The following is a 26,710-nucleotide window of genomic DNA, read 5'->3' as shown; positions in this document are numbered from 1 at the left end:
AACAACTGATCTTGTGCTGAAGGTCGCCCCGCTCTATATGCAGCCGCCATGAGCAAAGCTGGGAACGAAAACCGAAATTATTGTGCGGCATCACATGTATTGCAAATGTACGGTCCAATGGTGGTACCCCATACAATACCCTTAATGATGGTGACTTTAAATAATGTGAAGAAGACCTGCGGAATTTTCTGGCAAGATCGCACAGAGGCGCCTCCACCACTCTTCCTGTAGCCGGCAACCACACACAACTGCCGGAGCCCCATTGGTGAGGGGGCGCAACCGGGGAAGGCCAACTAGATTACCTAGCGTTTTTCGTCGAGAGATTGTATATGTCTCACCCTCCTACAGGAGCGTTGCCAGCTACCACTTACTCCATCATGACACAACAACCAGCTCAGTTCAGCGAGGCATTATATGGATCTAGCTATATGCAGCCGCCATGAGCGCCAAAGCTGGAAATGCGAACTGAAGCCATTATGGTTACACGCAAACACGCTCAACAAGGGCAACGTCGTCAGCCCGCGCACGTATAGGCACCCAACCAGCAAATGTTGCAGGGTACGTACAGCACCAGGAGCCGGAAGAGGACCGGAATTTGTCGCTATTAAACAGGGGGCCCAGAGACGCGTACCGCCATGCATCACCAGAGTATTTTTCGGTAGTAGCCGCACGTATGTAACATCCCCACATGCAGTAAGAAAGGCCAACAGTGGCGGAAATTGTGCGCAGCCCGGCTGTCTGGCGCATAAGCCGCAACCATCGCGAAGACTAGCGCGCACACGCAGGATACAAGCAAAAACCCCACACAGCAAAGGAACGCACAAGAACAAAAAATCCGGCTCCCCCGCACAAAAATCAAACATCCCTATTGACTAAGGGAAGCACTCCGGCTACAATGCGGGTAACCTAATTAAGAAATTAATTGGGCAACTGGGGCTTTGTTCTACGGTCAATGCATAACCATTAGGTAACACACACACACTTTATCTTAGTAGAACAAAGCCACCTAAGCTCCCCGCTTGGTGGTAATTCTACATACTTCACCAAAGAATCGCAAGTGTTTTTTGTTGGCGTGTGCCTTTTTGGCTACTCGTGCGTTGGTGTTGTGTTGTAAAAGCCTCGCTCCAAGAATGTGTGCGGTATACGTTCTTCTGCTCTGGAGATTCTGGCCTGAATAGCTTGGGGCAACTGCTCCGCAATTTCACATCTGCACTCCCACTGGGGTGGTGCAGACTTATGCATCCACATATTCCATCCACCAGCACAAGACATATCTGCTTTTAGCGCTCAATCTTGGATGATCAGTGCAGGGCGCGCAGTAAATGCCTCCGAAAGCAAGGCGCAACTGCCTCGAAGTTGGCTCTGGTACGTGTTTTTGAACACCGTACAACAATGCGTACCCCCGGAGCGGCTATGTTACAAGCCCGCCGGACCATAGCTGACTGAAGGAGACTAGGCTACCCGGCTTCTCCACAGGCATTTTTCAATGCCAAAACGGCACCCTTGCAACTCAAAAAACTAAATGGTACAGCGCGCACGTATGGCGGCACCTAGAGCTGTCTACGGCGACTGGTGGGCATTTCTGGGCAAGAGATTCGCGTACATCGGGCTATCCGTCGTCCTGGTGGCACAGCGCACGAGCTGTGGTTACAACATTGGTGCGGGACCGCTGGATCATACTCACAATATGTCCCGCGCAACACTCCGACAAAAACGGGTGGGGGAGACCCACAGTGCGGCCAAGCCTGCCTACAACACACACCGCCCAAACCTAGGCCCGCACAACCGTGCAGGCTGTAGCTCATACAAACAAAGTAAATGCCTCCGAAAGCAAGGCGCAACTGCCTCGAAGCGGCCTTGGCACGCATTTTTGAACACCGCACAACAATGCGCAGCGGCCCCAGAGCGGCGACGTTACAAGCCCAGACCATAGCTGACTGAAGGAGACTAGGCTACCCGGCTTCTCCACAGGCATTTTTCAATTCCAAAACGGCACCCTTGCAACTCCAAAAAACTAAATGGTACAGGGCGCACGTATGGCGGCACCTAGAGCTGTCTACGGCGACTGGTGGGCATGGGCATTTCTGGGCAAGAGATTCGCGTACAGCGAGCTATCTGGCTGCAGGCATTCTTCTCAATCCTAAAAACTCGTGGGTTGGTATATAAGCGCACACCTCTACTTCTTGAACAGTCTAGCCAGCACTTGATTCATGCGGTTTGCAAAATCAACCGCGCTATTGACTTCTTCGCCCTCTATGATGCAGGCCTGATCGAACAGAACATGCACCATGTTCTCTAGCAATTCGCTCTCCCCGTTGTCTTTGTATTCCCTGAGCAGCCCACTCAATACGGGATGCTTAATATTGAGCTCGAGTATCCTGCTGCCCTTGTAACTAAGCTGTTTCTGCTCTCTCAAGAATCTCTCCATTCTAATATCCAACGCGTGTTCCGGCACGGCAAGACACACGAGGCTAGTGGTGAGCTTCCGCGAAACTTTTATATCACTTACAGAATCCCCCAGCACCTTTTTCATGTAATCGATAAAGGCCTCCACATTTTCCTTCTGCTGTGCGTCGTCAGTGTCTTTTTTCTCCTTTTTCTTCTTTGTGCTCTGCTGGTCATCACCTTCGGTAAACTTCTCCAGGTCGCTCTCGTCCACCCGCGTCACAGACTTAAACGGCACCCCCTTATACTCAAGCACCACGCTAGTCCAAAAGTCATCCACCGGGTCCACAAGCAGCACCACTTCAATCCCATTACTGACCATTCCCTCTATTTGCGGGCTGCGCATTGCGGATTCAAGGTCATTCCCAGATAGATAAAAAATGTGCTCCTGCCCGGGTTTCATCCTGGATATGTAATCTCCCAGACTTATAAGCTCCCCCTCCTTGCTGTTGCTGCTATAAAACCTACACACGGAGAGGATTGACTCCCTAGATTCGGTATCCATTGCCTCGCACAGGCCTTCCTTGAGCACCGGGCCAAAATTCTCCCAGAATGTTTTGTAACTTACCGGGTCACTATCCGCCTTTTCCCGGAGTGAGGTGAGCACCCGCCTGGTCACAGAAGCTTTGATCTTCTCGATCACCATATTGTTCTGCAAAGTCTCCCTGCTAATATTCAGCGGCAAGTCAGATGAATCAATCACACCCCTAAGAAACCGCATATACTGCGGAATAACCTGCACGTTATCTTCAGTGATAAACACCCTATTCACGTACAGCTTCACAGAACACCGCCTGTCCGGGTGAAACAAATCGAATGGCTTCACAGAAGGAACGTACAGCAAGTTTATGTACTCTATAGTCCCCTCATTCTTGTTGTGTATTACCATCCACGGATTGCTTCCTATGTGCGAAATAGAGCGGAAAAACTCCATGTGTTCGCTTTCAGAAATCTCGTCCTTCGGCTTTGTCCATATCGCAACCCCGCTATTGAGCTTTTCCTCGGTGCCGTCACTCGCTATTAGGTATATCGGGTAACCAACATGGTCGGAGTATGTGGTCACTATGTGCTCAATGCGGAACTTATCGAGAAAATCGAATTCGTCTTCCCTGAGTGTTAGGATAACCTTGGTACCCCTGCTTACATCCCCTTCAATTGTTGATACGGAAAAGACACCGTCGCCTGAAGACTGCCACCTGTGGCCAACTTTCTCCCCGGCCTTGCATGACTCCACAACAACATCGGTTGCAACCATAAACACCGAGTAGAACCCGACGCCAAACTTCCCGATTAGGTCACACCCCTGCGCCTTGCCACCCTTGAATTCCTCCAAGAATCTTTGGGTTCCAGAACTAGCAATAGTCCCCAGGTTGTCTATCAGCTCCTTGCGGCTCATCCCTATACCGTTGTCCCGCACAGTGAGCTCGCGCCTGTCTCTGTCTACACTGATAACAATCCTCAGCTCTTCTCCCGCCTCCATGAGGCTTTGGTCAGAGCAAAATAAATACCTGAGCTTGTCACAGGCGTCAGAGGCGTTTGAGATGACCTCGCGCAGGAAGATGTCCTTATTAGTGTACAGGGAGTGGACCACAAGACTCAGAACCTTGCCCACTTCAGCGCTAAATTTCAACTCCTCGACGTCGCCCATAGTACCCCCTACTCCAACCAATCCAACAGCTCTACTCTACCTAGCCATTAGGCACGAATTTTTCAAGCCCTGCTCACATAAAAATCTAATCGCCATAAACTCTCAACAGGCTCTCTACACTACTTTTGACCTCGGGGCTAGAGGCCGTATCTCCCAATATTTCACGCATAATACTAACGGCATAGTTTACATCCTTGCGCCTAAGTTGTAGCACCACCAAAGCCTCCTTTGCTGAAGATTTGTATACCCCATCCTTACTCGAGGCAAGGTGCATGAGCCTGCTTTCAAGCTCAGGGCCAGTTTCACCCAAACTCATAGACAAAACAACACTCAAATACTCAGCCAACTCTCTCAACTCACGGGCAAGCCCCTTAACCGCAGCCAGCTCCGCGTACATATCACGCGCGGCAGCCACATCCTTCTTATCCTTCACATAGGAATGCGCCAACCTAAACTTCGCCAGATGGGCACCTGCACCTTCATCACGCGATACTTCCTCCAGGCTTTTTATGCCTTCCTCACCGGTACCCTTTAACGCAAAGTATACTGCGTCACCACTTCGTTCAAACATCTCTTCGCGACGATTCTCAAACAGAAACGCAGCCCCAGAGGCGCCCAGCACAAGCAGCACTAAAACAACAACCAACCCCCTAAATCTTACGAAAAACCCCCTGACGGCCTCTCCTTCCATTACCTACACCAAACACATACCTCGCCATAGTACTGTAGTGACACCTATTCTCGTAGTCAAGGTTTTGGTGGTATCCAGAGATAATGCACCGGATATTGACTCAGCAACGCGGGTCCACCGGGATACAAACAGCCACTGCAGCGCATCGAAGAAATATGCCAGCGCCGTGATACACTCAACTTAGCAAATCTCGCGTATTAGGAACAGCAGTGCCATAATATTGGGCAGAGGCTTAGTAGCAACCCCCCATGGCAACCCAAGAGCACGAGAAAACCTCAGCTCTACAACCGGAACTACGGTAAACCACATCGACGGGTATGGAACCGCCGCCGCAGACCCAGCATGCAGTTAACTAGCTCTGAGACCACTGATCGCGGCTATCGCACAAGTCATTAATAATGCACTTATGGCACAGGGGAGCGCGCGCCTTGCACACATACCTCCCGTGTAAGACTAACCAGTGATGGGCATACAGCTTCCACTTTTCCGGAACAACCTTGTTAAGCGAGTTCTCCACCCCTAGGACAGTACTTTCCTTGACCAGCCCTATCCTATTGCTCACCCTAAAAACATGCGTATCAACCGCGATAGCAGGAATTCCAAACGCGGAATTCAAGAACACACTGGCACTTTTTCTGCCGACCCCTGGAAGGTCAGTTAAGGCATCAAAGTCCTGTGGCACTACCCCGCCATAATCTTTTACAATTATCTCACTCAGCTTTATTATGTTCTTTGCCTTGGAGTTGTATAGCCCTATGCTGTCGATATAACCCTTCAGCCCATCTTCCCCCAAGGCTAGCATCTTCTGGGGTGAATCCGCCACATCGAACAGCTTATCTGTGATTTTATTGACGCTAACATCGGTGGTGCGCGCAGACAGCACTATAGCAACCAGCAAGGTAAACTCATTCCGGTACCGCAGCTCTATGCGTGGGTGCGGGTTATCCTCCGAAAACCTACCGAAGAGCAAATCAACGTCCTTCATTATTCTTCATCACCTGAAGGCCGCTCTTCATCTTCTTCCTTGCTGCCATCAACCACAGTGGCCACAGACACAACTTTTTCGCCTTTTTCGGTCTTAAACAAAGTAACACCCTGAGTGCTACGCCCGACAACTCTGATATCAGTCACCGCTATACGGATCAGCTTGCCTTTATCGGTAATCAACATAACCTGATCGGTCTGAGACACAGGAAAACTGGCAACCACATTGCCGTTTCTTACCGTAGTTAGAATGTTTACGACCCCTACTCCACCCCTGGAAGTGATGCGATACTCGTACGCAGATGTCCTCTTCCCAAACCCATTTTCGGTTACCGTAAGTATGAATTGCTCACTGCACGCCATCTCCAAAAATTGCTCTCGTTCGATAGTGTGCTCCTCGAGCATTGGCGCGACCTCATCACTGACCACACCACTGTGGGATGCAGCAACCCTGGCTTCCACCGGAATCTTCAGATAAGATTCCTTGAGTTCAGAGCTCGCCTCTATGCCATGCAGCACGGACATAGAAATCACCTGATCACCCGCAGAAAGCCTGATAGCCCTAACCCCGTCTGACGTCCTTCCACGAAACTGCCTCACATTACTCACGGCAAACCTGATGCTCTTACCCAACCTACTGGAAAGCAGTACATGATCAGCATACCCGCATACGTGTGCAGATATCAACTGGTCACCAGGAGTCAGAACCATAGCGATTTTCCCGCTCGATGGAACGTACTGAAAATCTGACAGTGCATTACGCCGTATGTTGCCAGAGGCAGTTGCAAATACTACATCGAGGTTCGCTATGCCTACCTCGTCGTCACAGCTAGGAAGTGGCATAACACTGGTAATGGTCTCCCCATCGGAGAGCGGGAAAATATTCACTAGTGATCTACCGCGGGAGCTCGGCTCACCCAATGGGAGCTTGTACACCTTGAGCTTATATACCTTACCCACATTGGAGAAGAATAGCACGCTGGTGTGGGTGTCCACCACAAACAGCTTAGTGGTGACGTCCTCTTCTTTTATGCCCTGGGCCACACGCCCTTTACCACCGCGCTTTTGCGCCCTGTAGTTAGACAGTTTTACGCGCTTCACGAACCCGTTCATGGTAACCGTGACGACCATCTCTTCCTTGGGGATCAGGCTTTCCGCGTCAATCTCATCAACAGATTGCTCTATAGCCGTGTTCCTGGGTGTGGCAAGCTTCGCCTTTGCATCAAGCAACCCTTGCTTGACTATATCCATAAGCAGAGAATCCGTGCTCAGAATTTTGGTGTACTCGGTGATCAAGGCAACCATGGATTCCAGTTCCGCCTCCAGCTTGTCTTTCTCAAGCCCAGTAAGGCGCTGTAGTCTCATTTCCAAAATAGCCTTGACTTGGGGAACGGTTAACTGGTACATCCCCCCCTCAACAACACCAGTACTGTCAGACACTAGCTCTATCATGTTTCTAATATCCGCGGAGGGGGCCCATCTACGCTCCCGCAGCGCGGCAGAAGCTTCCGCACTATCCTTTGAGGATTTGATAATGGAAACAACTTCATCGATATTCAGCACCGCAATATACATCCCTATGTACAGGTGCGCTTTTTCCCTAATTTTCTTGAGCCTGAACCTCGTCCTGCGGACTATAACTTCCTTTCTGAAGTCAACGAACGTGGCAATAATCTCGGGCAAAGACATAACCCGAGGCTTATTGTTTTCCAACACAAGCGTATTGATACTAAAACTCGTGCGCAGAGGCGTGAGCCCCAAAAGCTGATTGAGCACCACCTGAGAATCCACCTGCCGCTTGAGCTCTATGGCTACCCGCACACCAGATTTATTAGACTCATCGCGAAGATCCGCAACACCCTCTATCTTTTTCTCCTTAACAAGCTCGTGAATCCTCTCGACAAGCTTCGCCTTGTTGACCTGATACGGAATCTCATCAATTATGATGGCTTGCCTACCCGAAGGCAGTTCTTCCGTATGGGTTCTACCACGAACGACTATGGTGCCCCTACCAGAGGCAAATGCAGACCTGATTCCGGCGTCTCCCATGATCACCCCACCGGTTGGGAAGTCCGGCCCAGGAATTATGGCCATCAGCTCGTCCAGGGTGATCTCAGGACGCTCTATATACGCTACACACGCGTCAACAACCTCACCCAAATTGTGCGACGGAATGTTCGTGGACATCCCAACAGCAACCCCACCTGCGCCGTTAACCAACAAGTTTGGAAACTCGGCAGGCAGTATTACGGGCTCCTCCTCATTCTCGTCATAGTTGGGACGAAAATCTACAGTGTCTTCGTCAATGTCATTAAGTAGAAAGTGCGCGGCCTCAGACAACCGGGCTTCTGTGTATCGCATAGAAGCGGGAGGATCACCGTCTATCGAACCGAAGTTTCCCTGGCTATCAATCAGCGGCACCAGGAGGGAAAAATCCTGAGCCATCCTCACCAACGCGTCATAAATGGCGGTATCCGCATGAGGGTGATACCTACCCATTACGTCACCCACAACGCGGGCAGCCTTTTTGTAGGGCTTGTTGTGATCATACCCAGACTTGTACATAGAGTACAAAATCCTTCTGTGAACGGGCTTTAAGCCATCGCGGATATCAGGTATCGCCCTGCTTACAATAACGCTCATGGCGTAAGAAAGGTAGGAGCTCTCTAACTCCTGCTCTATGGAAACCGGTAAAACGCCCCCGCTCATCTGGACAAGGAACACCACAATCTATAAGACCACCCATCTTAATTCCCCGAATCACCGAGGTCAAGGCAATTGTTTGCAGAACACACACCAAATTCAAGTCTGAAATGTGCCCCGCATCCCCAGCAAGCAACGCCTTGTCTCGGTTGCCGTGCGGCTATTACACCTCAAAGTATGGCATAGCTGATATACACAACATCTGAAACGCACCGTAGCGTATCACCAAATTACGCAGTTTAAAGTCGCGGATGGAAGCAGGTTACGCAACGGACCGTTGTCCCAAAGTAGCAGATTGTGCCGGTGTGACTGAAGCATAGCTGGATATTGTTGTCAATGGGGTGGTGCCTGTAGGTGTACCTCCACTCGCAGTCGATGCGGCATCTCCCCCACCCGTTGTGCTTCCTCTGGTGGCCGTAGGTGCGGACGCAGCAGCAGTGGGCCTCTGTCCCGGAGAAGTAGCAGATTGTGCAGGTGTACTCGGTGTACCTTGAATGCGAGAGGAGTCCTTTGCCTTAAGTGAACCCGCAGAAGAGGCTAGCGCAGTTTTTTAGCACGATCAACAATACTGATGTAATTCTCAACAAAACCAAGTATTTCACTTGGTAACTGTCCAAGTACCGCATTCTCCGCTAGTTGTTGCTTACTGGACTGTGTCGAGTCGTATCGTGCAACGGTGGTAAGCGCGCTCTTAACGTCTCCAGGCGGCCCAGTACGAGGCCTGTACTTTTCATCGATGGCACGGAGGGCTGTGTATGCTTTGCGGTTTATGTCGATAGCGCTAAGTTCCTTGCGTAGTTTGTATTGCTTATCGATTGCTCCCGTAGGTGTACCCTAATCTGGCGAGGAATTCTCTACCCCAGATATAGTATCGTCCGCAACAGTAACTGCAGAAGCAACACGTACACCACTAGAGTGGTGTCCCCCCATCACCAGCAGTACCATTCGGCATAGCAGTACTATCATCCATAACACACACCACACAAAGTTAAGGAATTAATAACATATGAGTGTGTCACAACGTTGTAAAACTCTCAACAATAAAGTACGACTGCACACTCCTTTACATCAAACTCTCCGCTATAGAGGAGGCAATTGTTGTGGTTGGATTTAGAATTTTGGTGAGGGAAAGGCTTTTCGCCTCCCCCTTCTGTCTTCAGCAAACTTTTTGGCTAAAGAGCGGCCCCTTGCGCTTGCTGTGCCGGTGCGAACAAGATATCGTCGAGCGTTGCCGATGGACCGGCACCTCTTAAGCTAAGACATGCGTCCCATGCGATGCATCCTGCACTACTCGCTATATGGTTGATGGTTCCCATAAGTATGGCAGCACGCACATCTTCACGAACTCCAGCAATATCTTGCTCGGGATGCCTTGCCTTGCATAAATCCCAGGCAGTTAAGACAAGGGCTCGCGCAATTCCTGAACAAAGCTCTTCAGTGCTGCGACTCCCCCTCCGTCTCAAATCATTTACGATCCGAGAGTAGAGTCCTGCCCTTGACCCACCAGCACTCCGCCCTTGCCGTGCTTGTGGAGTGAGCAAGACACCGTTGAGCGTTGCCGATGGATCGGCACCTCTTAAGCTAAGACATGCGTCCCATGCGATGCATCCTGCAGCACGTGCTATGTAGTTGATAGTTCCCATAAGTATGGCAGCACGCACATCTTCACGAACTCCAGTAATCTCTTGCTCGGGATGCCTTGCCTTGCATAAATCCCAGGCAGTTAAGACAAGGGCTCGCGCAATTCCTGAACAAAGCCTCTCATACCTGCACGCTATCTCCCGTGTTTGCCATGCTAATAACAGGACATCGTCGAGTGCTGCCGATGGATCGGCACCTCTTAAGCTAAGACATGCGTCCCATGCGATATTCGTCGCACTACTCACTATGTAGTTGATGGTTCCCATAAGTATGACAGCACGCACATCTTCACGAACTCCAGCAATATCTTGCTCGGGATGCCTTGCCTTGCATAAATCCCAGGCAGTTAAGACAAGGGCTCGCGCAATTCCTGAACAAAGCTCTTCAGTGCTGCGACTCCCCCTCCATCTCAAATCATTTACGATCCGAGAGTAGAGTCCTGCCCTTGACCCACCAGCACTCCGCCCTTGCCGTGCTTGTGGAGTGAGCAAGACACCGTTGAGCGTTGCCGATGGATCGGCACCTCTTAAGCTAAGACATGCGTCCCATGCGATGCATCCTGCAGCACGTGCTATGTAGTTGATAGTTCCCATAAGTATGGCAGCACGCACATCTTCACGAACTCCAGTAATCTCTTGTCCGCCGAGATAGCATACCCTGTGTAAATCCCCGACAATCGAGACAAGGCGCACCGCACTTCTGAAACAAAGCCTCTCATACTCGCGTTTCAGCTGCCAACTAGCAACCTCAGCAGCACGGTGGATAGTTGCTTGGTGGTTGATGCTGTCAGCATCGGGTGCGCTCAGCCCATACTTGGCATCGATATTGCGACATTCTTGTTTCAGCTGCCAACTAGCAACCTCAGCAGCACGGTGGATAGTTGCTTGGTGGTTGATGCTGTCAGCATCGGGTGCGCTCAGCCCATACTTAGCATCGATATTGCGACATTCTTGTTTCAGCTGCCAACTAGCAACCTCAGCGGCACGGGTGGTCACACTCGTCTCGGCGTCGATTCCGGTAGTGCGGGAATCTGCTACGTAAGCCACAATAGCAAAAATTACCAGCAATAGCGGCGAAAGGGTCGTGGCCACAATAGCAAAAGTCACCAACAATAGCGACGAAAGGGTCGTGGCCACAATAGCAACAGCAGAATAGGCCGGCTTGATAATCCACACTACACGCCGGCAGGTGCGGAAGTAACGTTCCACGTTGTTGGAGGATCCCCCCCCCCCCAGCAGTACTACTCTGCATGGCAGTGCTATTATCCATAACACACACTCCACAAAGTTAAGGAATTAATAACATACGAGTGTGCCACAACGTTGTAAATACTGTCAACAATACACGGCGCTATGCGTGCAACCAGCGTAGCATGGCAGTTTGCATTGGGCGTCTGTTTAGTTTTTATTGATTGTGCGTTCCCTTAGGGTCCATAATGGGACAGGTGCTTGCGCCCACGTTCTCGGAGCCTTGACATTATGGAACATTGTGACTTCCCAGTAGATGATGCCCAGCATATGTCGGGGTGCAATCCAGAGGAAAGTTTTCTGCTATCCTTAAACGAGGAGCAGAAGGAGGCCGTTTTTTGTGTTGATGGGCCTGTTCTTATCTTAGCGGGAGCTGGAACAGGTAAAACTCGCACCATAACCTCAAGGATGGGTTATATCATCAAGCGTGGGCTCGCGTTTCCCAGCCAGATTCTGGCAGTAACATTCACAAATAAAGCCGCGCGGGAGATGCTTGTTCGAGTGAGCGAGATTGTCGATACCACTGGTATATGGCTGGGAACATTTCACGCAATTGCGGCCAGAATACTGCGTAGCAACGCGGAGCGAGTCGGCCTAAGGAGAGATTTTACAGTCATAGGCCCAGATGACCAGCTGCAGCTCATAAAAGCCATTGTGAATGATACACAACCCGGGCACCCCGCAGAGGAATGCAAAAAAATGATGCATGCGATACAGAGGTGGAAAGAAAAGGGGCTACTACCCGCAGGTGTTACAGATACGGAATTGCAAAAGTGCCCTAACATAGTGCGTGACGTGTATTATGAGTATCAGGAACGGCTGAAGGCCCTCAACTGTGCTGACTTTGGCGATCTTCTTCTGTACAACGTATCGATGTTCAGTGCCCATGCAGACGTTCTTTCCCACTATCAGGAACAGTTTAAGTATGTGATGGTGGATGAATATCAGGACATCAACACAGTACAATACTTGTGGCTCAGACTAATCGTCCAAAAACGTAAAAACATCTGCTGTGTCGGGGATGATGACCAGTCTATCTACAGTTGGCGCGGAGCTGAAGTTGGGAACATATTGAGGTTTGCCGACGATTTTCCTGAAGCGAAGATCGTCAGGTTGGAATGTAACTACCGCTCAACCTCTAACATATTGTGTGCAGCCTCCGCAATTATAAACAACAACAAGTCCAGGCTGGGTAAAAAACTTTGGACCACAAACCATGCGGGGCAAAAAGTTGGCCTAATGAAATTCTGGGATGGCAGGATGGAAGCTCAGTTTATTAGTGAGTACATAAAAGGCTCCAGCGAATATAGATTCGACGAAACTGCAATACTCGTCAGGGCCGGGTTTCAAACCAGAGTGTTCGAGGAGTATTTGGTCAGGTGCGGAATTCCCTACAAAATAATAGGTAGCACCAAGTTCTACGACAGACAGGAAATAAAAGATCTCGTATCATACCTCAGGGTGGTAACGAACCCTAAAAATGACATAGCGTTTGAGAGGATAGTGAATAAACCGAAGCGGCAGCTTGGGGCCTCTACGGTCGCAAAAATGCGGGCATACGCCAGGGACAATAGGTTGTCTTTGCTCGAGTCTGGGGAGTCTATGATACGCTTCGGACTACTGCCAGAAAGGACCTCCAATACTCTGCAAAATCTGCTCGACAAATTCAAATGCTGGCGAGAAACCTTGGATACTACGTCTCTAACAACCGTGATGCAGGCTATAGCTGAGGGTTCTGGCTATATGAACATGCTGAAAGACGAGGGGGATGCCGGCGCATCGAAAATCGAAAACATTAGAGAATTGTTCGCCGCCGTGGGGAACTTTGAGAATGCAACCAAGTTTTTAGAGCACATCAGCTTGGTAACTGAGGTAGACTCACCTGAGCAGGCCAGCAACCATGTGTACCTGATGACTTTGCACGCGGCTAAGGGCCTGGAATTCCCACTGGTGTTTCTACCCGGCTGGGAGGAGGGAGTGTTCCCCCACGAAAAATCTATACATGACTCCACTGGAAATGCCCTGGAAGAAGAACGTCGCCTTGCGTACGTGGGCATGACCAGAGCACGAGAGCAGCTGTTTATATCCTGCGTCGCGGTGAGGGAGGTAAACAACTGGAGGCAGCCCATGAAGATATCGCGATTCATAAAGGAGCTCCCTGCAGAGCACGTGCAAGTTCTAAAAAATGTAGATGGCTCCATGCAGCATGGTTGTTAGCATCCAGCCCACTGCCCCACAGCTCTAACCGCTTGCTGGGTAGCCCTTTTTGATGGAAAATATAAGGGCAGAACAAACCCAAACCCGCATGGACCAGCCACATGGTTCTTGCACTCCCAGGGACTTACCTAATACTTTCGCGAAGCGCAGCAGGCCATCAGGTGAGCCACTACCGCAACCTATACCATAGATACACAACTTCAAATGAAGACTGTGCACAGCGATAAGCATTCCGCAAACAACGCACAAACGAGATGAAAGCTCAGGTAGACCGCGGTTACCACATGGTTACACAAGCGTGGGGGTGCCGTCTTGATTTGGTAGCTCCAATCCAACGGACTCTTGTGTCACTACAGAGATCACTAACACTGTACAGAGTATATGCCAAACCGAAGCGGCGCTAGACAAGATACTCAGCACTTGCACCCCAGAAAACTTACCTCATGCTTTCGCGAAATGTGCGCAATGGGCACCAATTTGCAAGTGTAAATTGCACACACACCTGGTATGGCTACAATGGCACCACCCCAGTATATCGTTGGTTGCTGCAGGGGCATGTGGTGTCATCCGCGTGGACCACTAGCAGGAGCTACGGTATTGCGCATATCAGCGCGTATGGGGCCGCTCATTTGCCCCTTGGCATAGGTCGGAGTCCAGTGCACAACAACAATGAAGACACAACACAAACAGATGGCAGTGGTGAGCCATCAGCTGAAGAGGGGCGCGACGGTTGCGCATCCTCCCCCAGAGATAGGCACATCCGAAGGATCGTCTGAAGCACCAGAAGTGGAAGGCACTACACACTCTGCGGCCCCCGCTACACCCGCTCTCGAATTAAAAAGTGCACCAGACCAGGAAATGTGTCTCGCGGCTCCTACTCCTTGGAGCCTCATCTATTCCGCGAAGCACCACGATGACAACAAGGCAGCACAGTATGAACACGTTCAGGATGTTTGCAGCCAATATCTATGTAAGCACGCCAAAGACCGGCACGGCCTGCTCAAGTTCATAGCCGCTTCCATTGATAAGGGCGTTAGTGCCAGTATAGACGTTGCCGCCAATACCACAAGGGCGAGCATGCGGGCGATAAGGAACGACAAAACTGAAATAGTAGCAGCGAAGATTACAGAGAAGCACACATTTACCGTAAAAAGTGCCGGTAGCGACATCGGCGCTCTTGCAGCGGATATGAAATACATAGTTAGGCCCACACCACAGCCATGTAAGTACAAAATCTGCGATCTAGAAGTTACAATAAGGCACAGCGATGGCGCCGAACTAACATATACTAGCACAAATATATCAGAGGTGCCCTCATCTGGAGCGCAAAACACCGTACCAGCGCAGAGTGTAGATGATGTAGATGATAATGCCCAAAGTGTAACGCCCGATGCAGATCTTGCAACACCCAGCGATGATACGTATTCACAATCTGCCGAGCTTACACAATCTGCCGAGTTTACAACAACACAAGATGTAGATGTCGCGCCTGACGTGGAGAATGCGGATACTCAGCAGACCCGCAATAGCTTTATATCCCCGCCGGAGGCCGCACCGAGTGATGAAATAGATGTACCTAAAGACCGCTACGTCACAGCGCTAGCGGCATCCATGCGTACCGTGCGCGAGGTAATCATAAGTCTATGCAACAACACGCAGCATTTGGCAGACCCAAGTGAGGATGTTCTGGGATCAGACGCAATACCTAACTGCACAACGGTTAGGATATCCCCCAAACTTGTTGCTAAAGCCTATGGTGAATTTATTCGCGAAATGCTGAATGACCCCGCAATAGTGGGGGATAATATACCAAACGCTGCAGAGCAGGAGAAGATTGACTGTATACACAATCACGCGCAGTACATAGTAACAACTGTTATAGAGGCCGCACAGGGGGCAACCGGCGTGCATGAAAACGACATTGCGCAAACGGTTCGACAAAAAATACTGGCCGAGCTGGCCCCTGACATCCCAACAACAGACGCGATGATTGAGCCCGTGCAGGACGAGCACGTTGACATAACACCAGATTCGGAGGAGCAGGAGACCATGTACGAAAACGGCAAAACCCATCCCGATCGATCTTTGCCCACTGAGCCGGTATTTACAATGCCATTTTGGTCCGCGGCAATGTTTTTCGCATCGGCAATGATGGGTATTTGCGATTTACTCCAACAAGAATACGAAATCGAGTTAATTACAAACGTAGAGATTAGCCGTCTGGTAGCCAACTTACTTGCATCATCGCGCAAAGACAATAACGTCGCAATCTCCGAGGCGCGCATCCGTGAGGTGTTTACAGCCTGTCAGCAAGAAATTAGCGAAAAATTTTTATCCTGCACCGGCCAGGAGTTCGAGTGCGACAGCAGATTCATCCAACAAATGACATCGATCGTCCTAAAAGTAGTTGAAAGCTATGATGGCGTGTCGCTGACGGATTGGAGCGTTACCGACAAGCTCAAGCAGAAGGCCGCTAAACTTTTTGTGCGCTACCATGCAGACCTTTTTGAAGGAATACAACCCAACGAAGGACCTGAACCTTTACAACTCGGTAAGCAATTGGGAAATTGTAACGCAGCGGAGGCGGCTTTTCTGTGGTCAGGCACAGAATTCAAACTTGCAAATGATGTCACAGCAATTTTGGGCGACACACCCTGGGTAAAACACCTCTTCTTCGCGCAACCAAAGAGCAATTGTGGCCTTGCTGAACATCTAATCCTGGGCATAATTAAAAGGATCACTGAGCGGTCTTCCTTAGCGGGTTCCGACTTCAAAATTGAGGGTAAGATTTCCAGCAGGAGCCGACTGAGGAAGGGAGGATCATACCACGTCACACATAAGGCAACTGTGGCGCACATACATAGCCACGAAGAAATAGGTGTGTACCTTAGCTACACAGTACACCCCAGTAAATCTGCCAATAGGCCTAAGTACAGGATAACAAACCCAAAACTTTCAGTGTTGGGGACTGATCCAGAACAGGTGGCATGTTTCAAAATTGAAAACATGGCTTCCAAGGACAGCTTACCCTTTACTGATGCGGAGGCCATGTACAATAAGACCCGCGAAAAAAGGTCGCAACACAAGCATGGTGATCTGCAAACGCAACAAGCACCCACCAAAGAAAAGCACCAAAAAATTTTGGGCGGAATCTGCGCAGCCCTCAAAGCAATTTTGTGCGCAATATGGAAGTTCATCACCTACCCGTTCACCCTACTCGCCTCTTGTCTCAGTTTCAAGCGGCATGGTAGCCAAACCACAAGCGACAATGCGGCAGTAACCACAGAAAATCTGGCCCATAGGCACCCACAGGCACACAGCTCCTCACGCGGCAATCATCGTAGGGCACGACATAAAGCCCAGAGTAGCAGAGAAGAACAGCGCATTCAAGTACGCCATAGTCGCCCAGATAGAAAAGCAGATATCGATGATGCTCCCACAACAGTAATGAGTAACATAGAAGTGAATTCCCTCAGTATCCCAATGGCCCGAGGCACCTTTTAGCGTTAATTGGCTAGCAATCTGCGCATTACATACTAGACTTAGGGCTGGAGAAAACGCTCAGATCCACGCAGCACAGATATCCCTACAAACGGGCGACATAGATGTGCGCGGCAATGAAGCTATTCAACCAAAATAATGCATAATATAAACAGCTTCTGAGGCAAGTTTCCTCCTTTGTTTACACATTTCTCACCGCGCGAGAGTACAATCTGGCATACTCGCGTCAGTTACGTCGTGTTTCTTTGCGCTCAAATTCAACACCTGTAGATCATCAGCGTGTGCATGGATGGGAGGCGCGTCTAGAGCCCATACACGTGGGATTTGTATCATGGGATTGTTCAGAAAAAAGCCGAAGCAGCTCCGCTTGCGAATGGATGATAGCGATGCTGGCAACCTGTGGGATGCAGTACTAGGGCGTAGCGAGCCACCACCGCCAGGCTTCGGAACGACATCATGCGCACCGGTCGTGTATTCCCAGAAACTCCGCAATGATGACGAACTGTGTTGCGACGAAACCTTGGTAAAAGTGCTGCACACCATTGCAAAGCCCACAGGGCAGCGTGCTGGGCTGCTGAACCTAGCACTTGAATCAATTGTCCAGGATTCGCGGACCTTAGTAATCTCGCAAGAAGCAAGCGCCCCCACACCACTGATTACAATACAACCAGACAAGGCACGCTATAACGAACATGCCGCTATCAAGGTTGTGGAGAAGCACGTTGTACAGGTCTTCGAGGTAAGCAAAAAAGGATATGCAGACCTGCAATCTATGGGAAATATGTGGGTCACCGCGGCATATAGAGTTTCATCTCCCAAACTTACCCCTGGCCGTTATTTGCTCAGTGATCTGAAGTTAGAGGTTGGTAGTTTTGCAGGAGCAGACACCTCCGCACGGGTACTAAGCGCGCATCGGGGCATGGTTTACATGCCAACAATACAGCAAGATGTCGTGGAGGCAGGCGACGATGCAGTAGAGAAGTACTGCGCTAGCCTGTTGAGCAGAAGAACAAATAATATTCCCGATGTCAGTTGCATACCTAAAGATCTTAAATTCAGGCTTAAGGAAAAGGCCGATGCAGTTACGTGTGACCGCGGTAAAACTCCGTGGGATCTGATTCGCACTGATGTTGCATATGACTTTGCCGAAGAAGGCGAAGCCCAGATTATAGAGGCGCAAATAGAACCCAGCAATAAAATGCAGCTGCACTGCGTAGCGCTGCTGGGAGGAATGCAATGTGACCCAAAATTGGTCAATGTTCTCAAACACACGCTTAAACCCACCACAGAGCGTGGTTGCCTGTTGAATTTTCTCGAATCGTGCATACGAAGCACCGATTCCACACCTCTCAGATACGCGCGTAGCCACACCGCAGAGAATAGTAACCTACGGAGTCTTGTCGACTCGTGCGGACAAAGCACCAATATCAAAATATCTGCAACTGGAATCACAAAAAACCCTGTCACGGTAGTACACCCCATCATTGTGGGCGATCCCTCTGTTTCTGCAGTGCGGGTGGCAGAAGTGCATTGTGTGAAGGTTATGAAACGCAGCGGAATAACAGGCACAGTAGAGTGCATCGGCGCGTTGGAAGCAATTGTGCAATTCACACTTTGTACCACAGACAACTCTGAAGAGTGCAGCCTTGGCGACTTAAGAGTGACAGTCAAACCCATAAGCTTGGCCGGGCGCGCAATCAAGAATCAGCTTACTCACAATTCTACGTACGCACACACTCTGCCCCTTGACCCCAGAGCGCTGCATGGGCATACAAAACTGGGTGATGAAAAATTTCACGTACCTTACGTGCAGGATGTTGTCCTACCAAAAGACAAGAAAGGAATACTGCCCACAAGTAGAGTAAGTCTCAAGCACAGCGCAGATACAGCAATGCGTAATATAGCCAAGACCCCGTGGGACCTAATTAAAACAGGAGCGCCTTACGGTACACCAAACACTCAACCTGGGGCACACAGCAAGCTGTTGTTGTTTGACAATATTGGTAGGGGTATTAGCACCATCCAGCGTGACGAACAGATGGTGGAATTCGCGCGCAATGTAGTCCAGCCTACGAGTATACGCCCTGGCTTACTGCAATTCCTGGAAAAATGCATTGATACCAAAAACCCCTCCATTAGGGTTTTGGCCCACTCTTCCAACGAACCATCACTAAAAGCGACACTAACGTACGTAACAGAGGGTGTCACTTTTCCCATGGTGAAGGTTGAAGAAACGCACTTGGTTGATGTGGTGGATATAAGCGGTAAATCAGGACGCATTCTCAGTGATTTGCTTGTCGGGCACCCGAACGGAATATCCGTGCAAGATGTGTTGGAAGTAAAGTTATCTTACGAAATCAGCCACCATAGCCCGAATTATCTATTTAAAAACATGCGCGCTGAGATTAAATCCATGGGCCAAAATGGAAACAGGCCGCAACAAAGCCCACTGGTGGTGAACTTCAATGCAAGATACCGCCACGACGAAACACTAGAGGGAGATGACATGCAACAATCAAGTGCATACCTTCGAACGAAAGCAGCGACAGCTCTGCAGCAGGGAGTAGGGGGACAGTCGGCTGGTGTATCATCCGCTGCAGGCGGAACTGGCTTGGGTAGCACAGCACCCGATATAACACTCAAGGATGCACCAGATCAGGCAATGCGTAATGCAGCCAAGACCCCTTGGGACTTGATCTGCGGCGGGGATAAGCACGAACAAACTGTACAAGCTGCATCTTGTGACAACGTCGAAACGTTCACGAAGAACTACCTGCTCAAGCCTACAAAATGCCGTGCAGGCTTGCTAGAGTTCGTAAGGGCGTGTGTGCAGGACGGTAGCAATCTGTATATGGAAACTAACACTCCAGAAATAAGAGTGGATGTTGAGAAAGATGGAGATGGGCAACCGGTCAGCCCTGTGACGGTTACAGAAAAACATTTCATCCGAGTTTCCAGAGACGGCAAAGTTTTGGTCCTATTGGTACAGGTAGCTTACAAGGTCAACAAAACCCAGGTAGCGAAAGTGTATACGCTGTCCGATATGCAAGTCGCGGTCAAGTCAATAGGGAGTGGCAGCAGTCCATCCACGCAAGAGCTAAGGCACAGCATAAAGGCTTGCGAGCGCGTCCCAAAGTTGGCACACAAGAAACCTACAGCCGGGAATAGCACTGCAAAAACACAGCATCTTGAGACAGAAGAAGACGAATATGGCAGTGCAACACTTCGTAACGGGCTTGCTGAGGCCCGCGGGACAGCTAATGAAGGTGCCTCATACAACATATTCCTAGCCAGCCCCAAGGATTGTCAGAAGCTGGTCGATGACCGCGGGTTGTGCGAATTTGTTATGGGCCAAGACTGGGTCAGAGAGCACGTGGATGATGCGACAACCCCCAGAGCATCTGCGTCATGGAATACAAGTGAGCAACTAGCCTTCCTGACGCAGGTACTGACCACGAAACCGGGCGGCAATGCTCACAAACTTTTACTAACCGCACTGGCAGCGTGCATAGCTACACCGCATGTAGAATTAGACGCCCAGTCAGTGACAGTAAAAAAGCGGAATATAGTAGACAGTGGTGGTGCTACAGCGATTAAAGTTGAAGAAAAACATAATGTCAAAGCGAGAAGTATCGCAGATGTTGAGACAGTAGAGCTAGGTGATGTAAGTGCTACGCTGTCTTACGTGATCTCCGCTGACAGCGCCGCACAGAATGTTTTCTTCATATCAGATGTGAAGCTGCATCTAGTCGTTGAAGACGAAGGCATCGAGCAAAACATAAACTTTGGTGGCAAAGAAATAGTCACAATTGCCGATGAATCGCAGAAGGGCGCCAAGTCTAAAGGAGTTGCTAAGAAGAGCGCTGTTGCGGAAGAAGATGATCCCGAAGAGGAGACTGAACTTGAAGAAGATGAGCTCAAGGAGGATACCAAACCTGCGAGGAACGTAAAACAAGGTGCCAAATCCGGGAAGGGCGCCAAGTCTAAAGGAGTTGCTAAGAAGAGCGCTGTTGCGGAAGCAGATGATCCCGAAGAGGAGACTGAACTTGAAGAAGATGAGCTTGATGAGGGGAGCCTCGTCACGGGACAAGATAAGCGTAAGGGTGCTACCAGCGCGTCTGCAGGGGCTGCAACACTGCACAATGGTCTACCGACGGAGTTAAAAACAGGCTTAGCTCTAGCGGACCCTAAGGCCTGCCAGCAGCTAGTAGAGGATCAGGGGTTGGCCGCATTGGTTCTTGGGAGAGACTGGCGCACCAATCATATGGATGATTCCGGTACAACCCCTAACCTTGAGCACCTGAGTATAGATGAGCAGCTCACTCTCTTATCAACGGTGCTAGACACAACACCGAGTAGTACGCACGCATTATTACTGGATGCACTGAAAAGGTGCATAAACACACCAAGTGTAACATTAACCGCCAGATCAATGCAGATAAACAAGAGTAATATAACAGACAGTGGCGGTGGTGCAGCGATTCGAGTTGAAGCAAAACATAGTGTAGGGGCGGAACGCAGTACGACTATAGGACAGGCGCACCAAACGCCAAGCTATGTGGATGCTACGCTACATTACACGATCTCTGTCGACAAAGACGCACAGAACATCATCATATCAGATGTAAAGCTTAACGTAGCCACTGGACATGCAAAGAAAGAAATAAGCTTTTCCGGCATAGAAACAGTTAAGCTTCCCAATAAATTACTGCGAGCGGTGGCTGATAAATTCAGAGGCCATGACCCAAATGAAGAACAAGAATCGAGGATAAGCTTGGTGGATGCACGCAGCAACAGTGGCGCTACACCGGGGCAAAAGAAGCCGTCGCACGACGCAACACACGCTAAACCATCAGCTGGCGCAGGCAGTACCGCGGTAGCAGATCAGGATACGGCGGGTAGTTCGATGCAAGCATCATCAAGTGGCGCACAACATGGTGAACAACACCCTGCACCCACAGAACCGGTTGGTAACGCCGTTTTCACGCTCAAAACCGCACCAGACCAGACAATGCGAGATGCGGTCCCGCATCCTTGGAGTTTGATTTATGCCGGACAGCATCATGGGCACAATAGCAAGAGTGCGAAATCCGGCGACATGCAGGACTTCTGCGCGAAATTCCTATATCAGGAACCCAGCAAGCGTGATGGCCTGCTGAATTTCATAAAGACAAGCATCTGCTTCGATCCAAACGCTGATCTCAAAGTTGTCGCAGGGGAGCGTATACAAGCACACACATCCGCTAAGAGCCTCAAAAGTGACCCTGACAAAAAAACCGCATTAGTAGTGGTCACCGAGCATCATAACTTCATCGTCAAAAATAACGAAGATGAGAGGGTGGGCACCCTAACAGCAGAGATACGGTATGAAGTAACGCCCACTATCCAGCAGGATAAATATAAAATCAGCAATCTGACGGTCAATATAAAATCTCCAGGCTCAAGCACCACACTGCTGTACAAAAGCACCAGAACCTCTGAGGTTTCCCTACCGGTGCCCGACGTCACCAAAGCCCCGCAGAGGCCGCTTACGTCGTCTGATGCAGCACAAAAGCCTGCTACAACATTTGCAAGCTCGGAACAGCGGATTGCTGCTACGGCTAGCGCGTTGGCTCCCGCACGTATGAGCAGTGACCCTGAACAAGATAAGAATATAGCTAATTACCTGGAGGAAATATCGCGACCCAGCAGCCCCGAAGAAAGTGTGGCAGCGGGTGTAGGTACCACAACTGCGCAATCGCGACAAGCCGGCACTCAACAACCCGCTTCACAGCCCAAAGCGCCCGCTACACCCGCCTTTCAGCTAAAGAGTGCGGCAGATCAGGTAATGCGTTCTGCAGCCAAAACTCCTTGGAGCTTGATTTATGGTGGACACAGGCCCGAAAACACTGAAGAAAGCGCCGGCAGTGAGAGCATAGAAGATTTCCTGAAGAAATACCTGCTAAAGCCTACAAGACAGCGTGAGGGCTTGCTAGAGTTCGCCAAAGCGTGCATGTACAATGGTGGTAGTCTTAGCACGCATGCCACAGACGGCCCCAAAATAATAAAACCTCCGGTTGAGAATGGCGTCCAAAACGTGCAAGAAGTACACAACATCCAGGTCAAGGACACGCAAACAAAAGAAGTGCTAGACGTTCTGGCGGTAAAGGTAAGCTACAACATACGCAGCACGGACACCGATGGGGAGTACGAATTATCTGATTTGAAAGTTTTGGTTAAATCACTAGGAAGTGACGGAAGAAGCCCATCTGAGGCGGAGTTAACGTATGAAATAAACACCAAAGAACGTGTGTCACGGCAACATCCGCCTCAATTCACGAAGTACGTTGTGCCAGCATTGAGCGCTGAACAAGATGCTGCAACAAAGCTTAGGGAACAGTCAGCGCAAAAACTATTGCAAGCGGTGCAGCAAGGCGGCGCACAATCTTACGCAAAATCCACAGCAACTCAGGCTGGCAGCGTAAGTGCACCACCTAGTACGATCATCCTTAGCCCAGACCAAAACTGTGATGCAATATGCGCCAAATCCGACTTGTCCAAATTGGTTCTGGGTAATGAGTGGCACGCTAGGCATGCACGCAGCGTCATGGACCGCACCACCATATTTGATCCCCAGACGTTTTCGGGGCAGGATGCGCAATTCTCGCTCCTACACGGGGTATTGGGTGCGGTACCGAATGTTACTAACGGATGCCTGCTAGATGCACTGCAAAAGACCATAGGCACACCAGATGTTGTATTGGTTGACTCGCCGAATGGCAAACCAATAGTGACCGCAGAAGAGATAACTAATAGCGATGGCTCTGTGGCAATTTTGGTTCGAGAAGAACATGTTGCTACAGCAAAGTATTGGCGCAGCAGCACACGCCATGGTAGTGCTGTTAGACGCGCAGCAGCCAGAAATGCCCAAAATATGGGCAATGTGCACGCTGTCTTGTCTTACATCATATCTACCAAAATAGATGATGGTGGCGCCTATGCCGTAATCTCGAATATAGAGTTGGCAGTAGCAACAGAAGACGATGTACAAAACATCAGGTTTGAAGACGCGGAGAGCGTAGTTGTTCCCATTACCGGCGACGTGCTGCAGGGCGTCGTTGAGGAATTGCGTGGACGTACTTCGGTAGGAACACAGTCAGGAATCGGCCCTGGTAGGCGCGGCAGTATCGCTGCAACACAATCTAAATTGGATAGCATAAATCAGCACACAACCAGGGCACAGCATCCTGAAGCATCGCAGGATAAAGACAGCGTTTCCCCCGTTGCCCAAACCGATGCAGATGAGGAAGAATGGAGCAAAACTGCCGGCAAGGTGTCGTCATCGATGAAAACAGCGCAGGATGCAGGGGTAACACCTACACATAAAACCAGCAGCACTCAGGTGGGGCAGGACGATACCATCGACAGTGATGCAGAAGAATATGATATCACAGATATCACAGCACCAAAATCAGGGCGGTGGAGCGCAACACGCGTACTGCAGGCAATGGAACAGCGGCGCGAAGCAGGCATGGCGGCACGGAATGCACACAGCAAGGCAGCAAAGTTTGATACCTATGGTAGTGACGACGAGGACTTGAATTCCGAAGACTACAAGGAAGACTACGAGGAAGAGGATTATGATCTGCTAGAAGATGACGAGACAGAAAACAGGGCGGCGCATATTGCTAAGCCAGCGCACCATATCCGAAGTGGAGGAGCACAAGGTGGCGCAGCCGGTGTATATGACGAATCCGAGGTGTGGCACCAGACCCGCCAGTCAGCGCGTGGCACTGTCATCAAGAAAACGCAATTATTCGCTGACAACGGAAGGTTTAACTTCGTTGATGAGGTAAGGAACGCGCTTAGGGATAGGGATAACCTGTTGTGCCAAGAAATTTTCTACCCCACAGATGACGATATTAGCTTTGAAACAAACCTCTTCATGCGCATAGCAGAGGCAAGCGTTACTCCTCTTGGTGGGCCTGAAGCGGCTGAAAATGTGCAAGTCGTGGGTAACATAAAAAGCGAAGTAGACTTCTCAGATCTACAGCAGGAGTTCGATGTCGTAAAGAGCGCTACAGTAGATGCCGGGATCCACGGAACACTTTACATTTCCGTACGATACCAAGTTGCGAAAGAAGCTTCTGTATATTCAACCAATTACGTAATAAAAAACGCTGCCATCCACCTGGGGCGCACCGAGAATTCAGGCGCAACCGTCCTGCCAATAGATGATGTAGTCTCTGCGGTTAACACGCCATGGCGCACCGCTCTAGCAGAGTATGAAGCAAAACAAAAAAGCGCATTCCGTGCTGGCACGTTAACGGCCGGCGGTGGCGCACAAAAGAACAAAGGTGCGGACAAGCAAGAGAAAAGGCGCGCTCAACAAAAACGACAGCCCATACCCGAATTCACAGAGGAAAATGCGCTGCACACCGTACCAGTAAGTACAGAAAAGGTCGGCTGGTTCAGCAAAATACTGGGTTGTGTTTGTAAATTCTTTGGGAAGATATTCAAATTCTTCAAGAATCTCTTCGGAGTGCGAAGCACCGTACATGACGATTTTGCAAAATACGGAATGGACATCGGCAAGTTCATCGAGAACAAGCCTGGTGACTCACACGGGGCACATTTGTCCCACACAAATGGCGATGTACGCCATAACGCACAGGCAGAGGTCGATGACATATACCACGATGAGTATGATGACTTTGAACGCCTTCCTCGCCATAGTCCCAAGCGCCCCCCTTCCGAAGTGATAAGCGACAGCACAGTCCACCCAGCAGGTGAGCGCGCAACAGCTGCCAGGAGAGGTCGCAGGTAGTTTGAGCGTAGTGCGGGAGCGCTGCTAAATGCAAAAGCTGCAAAGGGCATACAAGACGCGTTGCAATTGTGCAGAGACTGTACAAAAAACCGCCTTACGTATTTGTGAAAACAGTGAGCTCACGGGGGCGTATTTCTGATTTCTCCGGCACAGAGTTTGGGCATCTGCAACCTTGGCGTTTACACGCTCAAAGCGCACCATATGCGGCATCATCACTACAGGAACTTCACCGCAACCAAATTCCCTCTAGTTTTGCCCATCTGCAATAGTGCATTGCTATAAATAGCATAAATTTTCTGGGCTACATAAGCGGCATCGTACAGTATTACGAGAAATGACGGCTCAATTACTCGTGCTTAAAGCGCAAAAAACTATTGACTTACTTACCGGTATCGCCTACAATACACGCGCCTGTTGTGCGCGCTGGGTTTTGCTCATGTTCGTCATGGGTTGCCCGGCTACCGCTGAAGTTGCGGGCGCGTCGTGGGTAGTTAAGGCGAGACAGCAGAAGGTGCAGGTGTGTTCTTGTTCACTGGACGCTGTTGGGTTTTGGCATACTTGGGTACTCTTGCTGGGTGGAGGAGTTTCTTGGCCTGCGGCCGTGAGTGCTGGCAAATAACCAAATAAAATGTTGGCGTGCGTGGTGACCACGGATAGAAGAGGTGGAAGCGCGGTCTAGGTCCTGGCCTGGTGGTTTTTCATCAAGGAGGTGCGGAGCACCGTTGCGGCAGCGACCTCCTGGTTTTCGTCACCGCTGAAAGGGAACGTAGCTTTGTCTCACACAGTCAACAATATGTTGTTGATTTGGCTGTTCGGCGCACGTTACC

General features: G+C 50.1%; 8 protein-coding genes. 3 read left to right on the top strand and 5 right to left on the bottom strand.

Translation table 11 applies throughout. The features are described from left to right. Nucleotides 1-2,176: 2,176 nt before the first annotated feature. The 5 genes from htpG to AMF_RS06430 form a co-directional block, all read right to left on the bottom strand. Entirely contained in the window at nt 2,177-4,093 is a 1,917-nt protein-coding gene (gene htpG, locus AMF_RS06450; RefSeq protein WP_010263346.1) for a molecular chaperone HtpG, read from the bottom strand. Nucleotides 4,094-4,178: 85 nt separating this feature from the next. Further along, the gene (locus tag AMF_RS06445; protein WP_010267354.1) at nt 4,179-4,784 is read right to left on the bottom strand and encodes a hypothetical protein; all 606 of its coding nucleotides are present in this window, start codon (nt 4,782-4,784) and stop codon (nt 4,179-4,181) included. Nucleotides 4,785-5,136: 352 nt separating this feature from the next. Next, the gene (gene nth / locus AMF_RS06440) at nt 5,137-5,769 is read right to left on the bottom strand and encodes an endonuclease III (RefSeq protein ID WP_010267352.1); all 633 of its coding nucleotides are present in this window, start codon (nt 5,767-5,769) and stop codon (nt 5,137-5,139) included. Further along, a complete protein-coding gene (gene gyrA, locus AMF_RS06435) occupies nt 5,769-8,477 on the bottom strand; it encodes a DNA gyrase subunit A (protein ID WP_010269688.1) in 2,709 nt (902 codons plus the stop codon). Before gyrA ends, nth begins: the two co-directional genes overlap by 1 nt. A 1,166-nt stretch (nt 8,478-9,643) precedes the next feature. Continuing rightward, nucleotides 9,644-11,248: a hypothetical protein gene (locus AMF_RS06430; protein WP_244825246.1), complete on the bottom strand. Its 1,605-nt coding sequence runs from the start codon at nt 11,246-11,248 to the stop codon at nt 9,644-9,646. Between the two features lie 342 nt (nt 11,249-11,590). Here AMF_RS06430 and AMF_RS06425 point away from each other — a divergent pair, with 342 nt between their 5' ends. The 3 genes from AMF_RS06425 (at nt 11,591) to AMF_RS06415 (ending at nt 25,883) form a co-directional block, all read left to right on the top strand. Then, on the top strand, nt 11,591-13,576 hold the full coding sequence (locus AMF_RS06425) for an ATP-dependent helicase (RefSeq protein ID WP_010269683.1): 1,986 nt from the start codon (nt 11,591-11,593) through the stop codon (nt 13,574-13,576). Nucleotides 13,577-14,266: 690 nt separating this feature from the next. Then, on the top strand, nt 14,267-17,080 hold the full coding sequence (locus tag AMF_RS06420) for a hypothetical protein (RefSeq protein ID WP_244825244.1): 2,814 nt from the start codon (nt 14,267-14,269) through the stop codon (nt 17,078-17,080). Nucleotides 17,081-17,408: 328 nt separating this feature from the next. Then, nucleotides 17,409-25,883, top strand: a complete 8,475-nt coding sequence (locus tag AMF_RS06415) for a hypothetical protein (protein WP_241759978.1) — start codon at nt 17,409-17,411, stop codon at nt 25,881-25,883. Nucleotides 25,884-26,710 lie beyond the last annotated feature (827 nt).

The sequence above is a fragment of the Anaplasma marginale str. Florida genome, assembly GCF_000020305.1.
GTDB classification, from domain to species: Bacteria; Pseudomonadota; Alphaproteobacteria; order Rickettsiales; family Anaplasmataceae; genus Anaplasma; species Anaplasma marginale.
This window is presented reverse-complemented; position numbering and strand designations above follow the sequence as displayed.

Excerpts from the sequence above, each read along its gene's own strand:
- AMF_RS06420 (WP_244825244.1), top strand. The coding sequence starts at position 14,267 with ATGGCAGTGGTGAGCCATCAGCTGAAGAGGGGCGCGACGGTTGCGCAT.
- htpG (WP_010263346.1), bottom strand. The coding sequence starts at position 4,093 with ATGGGCGACGTCGAGGAGTTGAAATTTAGCGCTGAAGTGGGCAAGGTT.
- gyrA (WP_010269688.1), bottom strand. The coding sequence starts at position 8,477 with ATGAGCGGGGGCGTTTTACCGGTTTCCATAGAGCAGGAGTTAGAGAGC.
- nth (WP_010267352.1), bottom strand. The coding sequence starts at position 5,769 with ATGAAGGACGTTGATTTGCTCTTCGGTAGGTTTTCGGAGGATAACCCG.
- AMF_RS06425 (WP_010269683.1), top strand. The coding sequence starts at position 11,591 with ATGGAACATTGTGACTTCCCAGTAGATGATGCCCAGCATATGTCGGGG.
- AMF_RS06415 (WP_241759978.1), top strand. The coding sequence starts at position 17,409 with ATGGGATTGTTCAGAAAAAAGCCGAAGCAGCTCCGCTTGCGAATGGAT.
- AMF_RS06445 (WP_010267354.1), bottom strand. The coding sequence starts at position 4,784 with ATGGAAGGAGAGGCCGTCAGGGGGTTTTTCGTAAGATTTAGGGGGTTG.